This window comes from Elusimicrobiota bacterium, from assembly GCA_026388075.1.
In the GTDB taxonomy this organism is placed as follows: Bacteria; Elusimicrobiota; Endomicrobiia; order Endomicrobiales; family JAPLKN01; genus JAPLKN01.
The window spans coordinates 1-7,878 of sequence record JAPLKN010000089.1; the positions used below are offsets into that span (position 1 = coordinate 1).

Genomic DNA, 7,878 nt, shown 5'->3' on the forward strand with positions numbered 1-7,878 from the left:
GACTGCTTGCGCATCGCGGACAGCGTTTTTTTCATGAAAGTTAAATCCTTTTAACTTTCATGCTATCATTTACATTGTGTTCCGTCTATCTTTTAGCTGTTTAGGGGCATTTTTAGCAACACTTTTTAACCTTTATGCCCATTCTGAATTTATTTCAGAATCTAGTATCCTACGATAATGAGATCCTGAACCCCTCCAAAGGCGGGCAGGCAAGTTCAGGATGACAATACGCAGAGTTATGACACAGTCTGCATGGGAGAGGGAAAATAGTAAGAAATAAGATATTTTTGACATTACCAAGATAAAAAAAGGAGGCAGAAAAAATGAAAATCACCCAGCTTTCGGTTTTTCTTAAAAACTCTAAAGGCACGCTTTATGGCCTGTGCAATCTTTTAGGGAAAAATGGCATAAACATAAATGCTATTACAATATCTGAAAATCTTGAGTTCGGCGCTGTAAGGCTTTTGGTTGATAAAACTGAAGAAGCTATTAAACTTTTAAAAGATAACAATTTTATTGCCAACACTACTGAAGTGGTAGTTGCAGAAACCGGTGATAATGCCGGTTCGCTCGCAGGGATCCTAAAGACCCTGTTTGAAAATTCAATAAATGTAGATTATATGTACGGGCTGGCCGAAAAATCTTCAAAAAAGGGCTTATTGGTATTTAAATTTGACGACACTGATAAAGCAATTGAAATCTTCGCAAAAAGTAAAGTGAAAATGCTAGGCAAAAAAGAAATTAACGGCATATAAAGCATTTTTTGGCTTAAAGCGCAATATGAGACATTTGGCAGAAAAATCCATACTAATTTTTTGTATTTTGTTTTCCTTTTTAAGCATTTCTTTTTGTTCAGATATTTCCATTTCCGCTAATGTAGATAAAAATTCCTTATCGCTGGATGGCCAGCCGATATTGGAAGTAAACGTTTTAGGAAAAGTCTCCAGTATACCCAATCCTACTCTTCCATATCTTCCAAATTTTAACGCGTACTTTTCAGGCAGATCCCAAACTGATACCCGAAACGGGCCCGGGAATGAAAACTCGGTTGGGTTCTATGTTCCTGAAGGAAAAAAGTTTTATGAGGCAATTTAGATGAGAATCGGACTTTTTGGCGGATCGTTTGACCCCATACATAACGGCCATTTAAAACTTGCGCTGGATTCCAAAATAAATTTTAATCTTGATAAAGTTATCTTTATACCGGCAAAAATACCGCCTCATAAAAAAACAAAAATATTGGCAAAATCAAACCATAGAACGAGAATGATTTTAACTGCGATTAAGCCGTATCCTTTTTTTTCATTAAGCCGGTATGAGATAAATAAGAAATCAACGACTTACACTTTTAATACACTGCGCTATTTTGAAAAGAAATATCCGAATGCCGACATATTCTTCTTGATAGGGTCAGATTCTTTAAACGAGCTGAAAAGCTGGAAAAATATCGGTGATTTTAAAACGCTTTGTTCTTTTATAGTAGCACAAAGAAAAGGGTATAAGCCTGACAAAAATAACAAATATCTTAAAAACGCTTATTTTACTAAAAATGAGATCCAAAATATTTCTTCATCCTCAATTAGAAATCTGATTAAAAAAGGAAAAACCGTATCAGGGCTTGTTCCAAAAAGCATTGAAACATACATAATAAAGAAGAAACTATACATAAAATAAATGAAGCCTCCATGAGTTTACACTCGTGGTATCCTTCATTGCTTCGGCGAAATCCGCCGAAGCAAATCCGCCTGCGCTAGACGTGTCATCAATCAGCGCGGCTATTCGCCGCATTGTTGACACAGCTTCGGTGGATATCCTTTTCGCATTCATCTGCGGACATAAGTCCGCAGTTTTCCCTGCCCGCCGGCAGGCGCGGTGTGAAGGCGGATAAAATGATTAATGAAAAAAATATCCAGAAAATAAAAAAACACCTGAGAGGTTTTTTACCTTCAGCCCGTTTCAAGCATTCCTTGGGGGTGGCAAAAGTTGCGCTGCTCCTTGCCAAAAAATACGGCATATCAAAAGGGAAAGCCTACGTGGCCGCGCTTTTGCATGATATTGGCAAAGGCTACACGCGAAACGGGATGATAAAATACATAAATAAACACAGAATAAAAATTGACAATAAAAATGATCTGATTAAATACGGAATTTCTCTTGCCCACGGAAATATCAGCGCCCATATCGCAAGAAATAAGTTCGGCGTAAAAGACCATGAGGTTTTAAACGCGATAATCTCTCATACGCTCGGCAAACCAAGAATGAGCAAACTTGCCAAAATAATATATCTTGCGGACGCTTCGTCTCCTGACAGGAGGCATCCTTATGTTAAAAAATTAAGAAATAGGATTAATTTAAATCTTGATAACGCCCTTCTTTACTCTATGGGAAATAAACTTTCATACGTTTTAAAAAAGAAGAAGTGGATTCACCCGGATGCCGTTAAAGCGTGGAACAGCGTAATAAAAAAGAGAAATCCAAATGAAATTTAACAAACCCCAGCTTCTGCTTTTCCTGACTGTTTTGTTTCTTATTTTTTCAATATACCTTTCTTTCAGCAGTTACTTTTCGCAGTCAATCAAAAATTCCAAATCAGTAAATGCGGTTCTTATGGTCAGTTCGCCGTACAAAAATCTGCGGCATCTGGAATTTTTAATTTTTGTAAATTATGTTCCTTCTCAAGGGTATCTAAATCTTATTCCTATTCCGAAAGAGGCTAGGATCCCCAAGCATTCAAAAACTGTTACAACCTTAGAAAAAGTATTTGACAGCTCCTGCAAAAGCGAAAAAAACATGCACGTGGTTTCCCGCAGAGTTATAAAAGAAATTGAAGATATTTTTCAAAATAAATCTGCCATTCCGAACTATGTTGCTTTTGATTTAGTTTCTTTAGAAAGGCTTATTGATATTATGGGGGGGATAACTTTAGATATTGACGAGCCTGTAAACAAAAAGGACGAAAATGGAAACCTAACAGTTTTTCTTTCTACCGGCAGCTATCGTTTAAATGCTTCTGATACTTTGGAATATGTCAGACTTATGAATACATCCTCGCGTGCAGATAATGCATTAAGGAAACAGCTATTCTTAAAAGCGTTCCTTAAAAAGATTTCAAGCCCGGCGCTTTTCTTTAAAATGCCTTGGATAATACCCGTAATAAATTCAAATTTAGAATCTAACTTGAATCCGTGGGATCTTATGTTTGGCTTTTTTGAATTGAAAAACATCAAAAGAGAAAATATTCAAGTGTTTCAAATGCCGGGACATTTTAAGGGCGCATATTTTGAGCCGGATAATGAAAGTATTAAGGGCCTTTTTGATAAACTATTTCCTTCAAAAGATATCTCGCTGTACAGCGGCCCCAAGGTGCGCCTTGAGGTTTGGAATGCCTCCGGAAAGAACAATCTGGCTGAAAAAATTACCTGGATATTAAGAGAAAAAGGCTACGATGTTGTGGAATGGGGCACGTTTTCGGTAAAGCAGAAAAAAACTCTTATAAAAGATTTATCGGGGGATTTAAAAACCGCACAAAAAATATCAAATATTATTTCCTGCGGCGAAATAGTAACGCGTTATGAAGCAAAAAGATACATCGATATCTCTTTAATACTCGGCGAGGATTGTAAGATTGAATAGGAAAAGGATAAACTTTTTGGTTCTTGCGCGAGCCGCAGCAAAAATTGCCGATGACAAAAAAGGCGAAGAAATATATATTCTGAATGTAAAAAAATATTCCAGTCTTGCCGATTATTTTCTGCTCATTACCGCCAATTCTTATCCTCAGATTCGCGCAATAAGCGAACATATAAAGAAGTCAATCAAAGAAGATTTTGATCTGCTTCCCATACATAAAGAAGGAAAATATTCCGATTCCTGGGCGGTATTAGATTACGGCGGACTTTTGATACATGTCATGTCTTTAAAAGCGCGAAAATTCTACAGGCTTGATAAGCTCTGGGAAAATGCAAGGCATATATCGTTTGAAAAATAAATTAGGGGGCACTGAAAAACTCATTGCCCCCTTGATTACACTGATTACAGAATTGATTACACAGATTACGATTGACGGTGAATCGGTGTAATCTTGCCGTTATCTGTGTAATCAAGGGCTTAATGAAAAATATTTTCGTAACAAAAAGTGTAAGCTTTTTGATGAAATGCGTGTTAAAACCGTGCACTTCTAAGTTCTTTTTTTTCGTATAACTTATTAATAATTCAATCATTAGTTCTATTTTTCAGTAAGCCCTAGATTAAGTCCAAGGAATGATTTTTTTCCACCAGGGGAGTGTTTTGGTTTCAATCAGCTTAACTTGACTTCCTTTGCCCAACACAGTTTCCCCGATAATTCCCGGGGAATAGTATACCTGAATTTCAAATAAATCCAAAGATACGGGAGAAATTTTTTTAATAACGGCGGGAAGGGGAATCATAATTCCTTCTCTTCTTCCTCCGATTAGATGCGCAAGATAGTGAGCTATATCTCTTGTGTCTGAAATTAGCGTTAAAACAACATCTCCTTCAGACAGTTTAGAAATTTCTTTTCCGTTAATATCTTCCATAACTTCTACGGCCAGATGAACCAGAGAAGGATCTTTTTCGTGATCAATTATTATTTTGCTTGTTTCTGTTTCACTTTTTGGGAGCTGTCTAAACTGGGCAAGATTAAGCTCTTCTGCCACAAGACTGATTTCAACTGAATCAGGAGCAAAAAAATTTGTTAGTAAAGCGGTGATATTTTGAGTGTTGTACTGGGCAAAAATTTCCTTATTATTTGATATGAAACCTTTAAGCTTTTGTTCAATGTCTTGGGTAAAATCAGGTAAACTGCCTTCATCAAGACGGTAGTAAAATATAAGTTTTTCAAGTGCATACCAGTCCATGGCGGCAGAATTTTCATAAAGAGCGGGATTGTAAGAAACTACAATATGAAGCCTTAATACTGATTGAGATTTGGTGTTAAGAACGATAAGAAAAAGGCCATAAAGGTTTTTTGAAGGGAGAAAAAATTTTCCTTTTATTGCGAATATCTGCTTTAAAATACTGCCGATAGTCTTTATCGCCTTTTCTAAATCATTTTCAGCAAGTTCAAGCGCAAGTTCCGCCTCGCCTTGCTCGCAGTTTGTTTCTTCCATCAAAAGACGAACATTTTCCTGCATTTGCAATAACCTCTTTTTATTCTTTTCTAAATCTTTTTTGCCTTTTACCCATTTGAGCCGTCTATAAAAAAGAATTTTTGTTCAAAACAACCAGCCTTATTTACCCCGTTAGAGATTGTCGCCAATTCCTATCAAGGGTTTGAATTCATGCCATCAGATGGTGGTGTAATACCACCATCTTTATTCGCAAAGTGCCCGTTATCTCTAACGGGGTTTATGCCCGAGAGGATGGGCTTTTTCATAAACTTTCTTTAATGTTTCTGCAGTTACATGCGTATAAACTTGAGTGCTTGCTATGCTTTTATGCCCTAACATTTCCTGAACGGACCTAAGGTCGCACCCTCTATCAAGAAGATGGGTCGCAAAAGTATGTCTTAATGTATGCGGACTGACCTTTTTCTTAAACCCGGCAAGGCTAAACCATTTGTGCAAAGCTTTTCTTGCGCCCCGCGAAGAAATCCGTTTTCCGGACTTGTTCAGAAATAGGGCATTTTTTGAAATGTCATGTCCGGGAATGGTTTTTATATTTTCAATGAACGTATTTCTTTCTTTTAAATATTCATGAAGAACTTCAAGGCTTTTTTCTCCTACCGGCACAATACGTTCTTTATTGCCCTTGCCTAAAACTTTCATAATTCCTGAAATATAATCGATATCATTGATATTTAAGCCGACTAATTCTTCCAGTCTTAATCCGCCCGAGTAAAGAAATTCAAGCATCGAGCTGTCCCTTAAAGACATCTTAGGCAAAGAAAAAAGCTTGTGTATCTCTTCTTCAGATAAAAATGTCGGTATCTTTTTTTCTGCTTTTGGGCTTGATAAATAAAGGAAAGGATTTTGAACGATTATTTCTTCTTTTGTAAGAAATTTGAAAAAAGATCTTAGTGCGGCAATTTTTCTAATAACCGAAGAACGATTAAGCTTTAAGTTCTGAAGATGTAAAAAATATTCTCTTAAAGTCAGTTTCTCGGAGTCTTTTAAAGCTTTTCCTTGATAGTTTTTAGCTAAAAATGCCAGGAATTCAATAATGTCTGTTTTATAAGCCTTGATAGTAAGATTGGAATAGTTCCTCTCAGCCTTTAGGTATTTCAGGAATTTTTCAAGATATGCCAATGAATCAGGAGAGATTTGTTCAAAATATTTTTCCATACAAATTAAATTTTACCCCGTTAGAAACAGTTAAACAACTGCTTATTCCCCAAACTGCGAAAAGCTATACTCATTGTCTTGTCATATTCCTTACTTTTTCTTAACGTTTAGCTGTTTCTAACTGGGTTTACTGCTATCTTTCTTAGGTTCGGCGGTCCCGGGTTCTTTTATTTTCTTAATATTCCTGCATTTAGGAAATCCGGAGCAGGCAAGAAAGGGCCCCCTTTTTCCAACCCTTTTAAGCATGGGTTTTCCGCATTTTTCACATTTAATATCGGTCATCTCGGGCTTAACCTTTTCAATTTTGTTGCCTTCCCTATCCAGTGAAAAAGTCGTTCTGCACTCAGGAAATCCCGAACAGGCAAGAAATTGACCGCGAGGGCTGTCTCTTAAAACCATAGGTTTTCCGCATTTCGGGCAGATTTCATTTGTTTTTTCCGGCTCAACTTTTTGGCGGACTATCAACTTTTCAGCATCGCTAAGCTCTTTTTTAAACGGGCCATAAAATTTTTTGACCATTGTAACCCATTCAGTTTTTCCTTCAGCAACAAGGTCAAGATTTTCTTCTATACCCGCAGTGAATTTTATGTCAACAATTTCATTAAAATATTTCTTTAAAAGATTGCTGACAAGGATTCCCAGGTTCGTTGGGTAAAATCTTTTTTGCTCAAGACGCGTGTAAGTTCTTTGCATTATCGTATAAATGATTGAAGCGTAAGTGGAAGGCCGTCCTATACCTTGTTCCTCAAGAGTTTTTATGAGGCTCGCTTCATTATACCGGGGCGGAGGTTCTGTAAAATGCTGATCATTGGCAAGGTTGATCAAATTTAAAATCTCTTTTTCGTTCAAGACAGGCAAGGATTCGCTTTTTTCGTCATCTTCTTTAATTTCATAAACTTCCAGAAAACCCTTAAACTTTAAAGTGCTTCCGGTAGATCTGAAAATATATTCTTTTGCTTTTATATCTACCGAAACAGTATCAAACAAAGCATCGTTCATTTGGCTTGCCACAAATCTGCGCCAGATAAGGTCATAAAGCTTATATTCTTCCTGTGAAAGATATTGTTTAATTTGTTCAGGAGTTCTTTTTACTGATGTCGGCCTTATTGCTTCGTGGGCTTCCTGGGCGCCTTTAGATTTTGTCTTGTATATTTTTGGTTTTTCCGGCAGAAAGTTTTCTCCGTATCTATTTTTAATATATTCGCGGGCTTCTTTTCTTGCAGATTCTGCTATGTTTAATGAATCAGTTCGCATATACGTAATAAGTCCGATATTTCCTTCTTTTCCTATAGGGACACCTTCATACAATTTTTGAGCTACCTTCATTGTCTTGGCCGCATAGAAATTTATTCTCCGTGAGGCATCCTGCTGCAATGTTGAAGTCGCGTAAGGCGGCAGGGATGACCTGCGGCGTTCCTTTGATTCAATTTCTAAAACTTCGTAGCTGGCGCCTTTAAGGTCATTTAAAATCTGTTCTGCCGAATTTTTATTTTTGATGTCCAGTTTTTCATATTTTTTGTTTCCCTTTGAAATAAGATTAGCAAAAAAATGCCGCGGGTCCGCAGTTTTTTTAGAA

The 7,878-nt window shown here is 36.9% G+C and carries 10 protein-coding genes; 6 read left to right on the forward strand and 4 right to left on the reverse strand.

Features of this window, described 5'->3' with window-relative positions; genetic code table 11:
* The first annotated feature begins 323 nt into the window (after positions 1-323).
* The 3 genes from NT145_04950 to nadD are packed head-to-tail and all read left to right on the forward strand — an operon-like array spanning position 324 to position 1,674.
* Positions 324-755, forward strand: a complete 432-nt coding sequence (locus NT145_04950) for an amino acid-binding protein (GenBank protein MCX5782035.1) — start codon at positions 324-326, stop codon at positions 753-755.
* A gap of 25 nt (positions 756-780) precedes the next feature.
* Positions 781-1,095 carry a hypothetical protein gene (locus tag NT145_04955; GenBank protein MCX5782036.1) on the forward strand — a complete coding sequence of 105 codons (315 nt, stop codon included), beginning with the start codon at positions 781-783 and terminating at the stop codon, positions 1,093-1,095.
* Positions 1,096-1,674, forward strand: a complete 579-nt coding sequence (gene nadD / locus NT145_04960) for a nicotinate-nucleotide adenylyltransferase (protein MCX5782037.1) — start codon at positions 1,096-1,098, stop codon at positions 1,672-1,674. It abuts the gene before it with no gap.
* Here the strand turns inward: nadD and NT145_04965 are convergent.
* Positions 1,660-1,827: a hypothetical protein gene (locus NT145_04965; protein MCX5782038.1), complete on the reverse strand. Its 168-nt coding sequence runs from the start codon at positions 1,825-1,827 to the stop codon at positions 1,660-1,662. The genes nadD and NT145_04965 overlap by 15 nt on opposite strands.
* Positions 1,828-1,889: 62 nt before the next feature.
* Here NT145_04965 and yqeK point away from each other — a divergent pair, with 62 nt between their 5' ends.
* Genes yqeK through rsfS form a run of 3 tightly spaced genes read left to right on the forward strand, consistent with a single transcriptional unit; the run spans position 1,890 to position 3,988 of the window.
* Entirely contained in the window at positions 1,890-2,489 is a 600-nt protein-coding gene (gene yqeK, locus NT145_04970; GenBank protein ID MCX5782039.1) for a bis(5'-nucleosyl)-tetraphosphatase (symmetrical) YqeK, read from the forward strand.
* On the forward strand, positions 2,479-3,633 hold the full coding sequence (locus NT145_04975) for an LCP family protein (GenBank protein ID MCX5782040.1): 1,155 nt from the start codon (positions 2,479-2,481) through the stop codon (positions 3,631-3,633). Before yqeK ends, NT145_04975 begins: the two co-directional genes overlap by 11 nt.
* Positions 3,626-3,988 (forward strand): ribosome silencing factor, encoded by a 363-nt coding sequence (gene rsfS / locus NT145_04980; GenBank protein MCX5782041.1) that lies wholly within the window; start codon positions 3,626-3,628, stop codon positions 3,986-3,988. Before NT145_04975 ends, rsfS begins: the two co-directional genes overlap by 8 nt.
* A 259-nt stretch (positions 3,989-4,247) precedes the next feature.
* Here rsfS and NT145_04985 read toward each other — a convergent pair whose 3' ends face one another.
* The 3 genes from NT145_04985 to topA form a co-directional block, all read right to left on the reverse strand.
* On the reverse strand, positions 4,248-5,153 hold the full coding sequence (locus NT145_04985) for a hypothetical protein (GenBank protein ID MCX5782042.1): 906 nt from the start codon (positions 5,151-5,153) through the stop codon (positions 4,248-4,250).
* A 204-nt stretch (positions 5,154-5,357) separates the two neighbouring features.
* Positions 5,358-6,302, reverse strand: a complete 945-nt coding sequence (locus NT145_04990) for a tyrosine recombinase XerC (GenBank protein ID MCX5782043.1) — start codon at positions 6,300-6,302, stop codon at positions 5,358-5,360.
* 117 nt (positions 6,303-6,419) lie between these two features.
* Positions 6,420-7,878, reverse strand: a 1,459-nt coding sequence (gene topA, locus NT145_04995; GenBank protein ID MCX5782044.1) for a type I DNA topoisomerase, incomplete at its 5' end; no start/stop codon positions are given.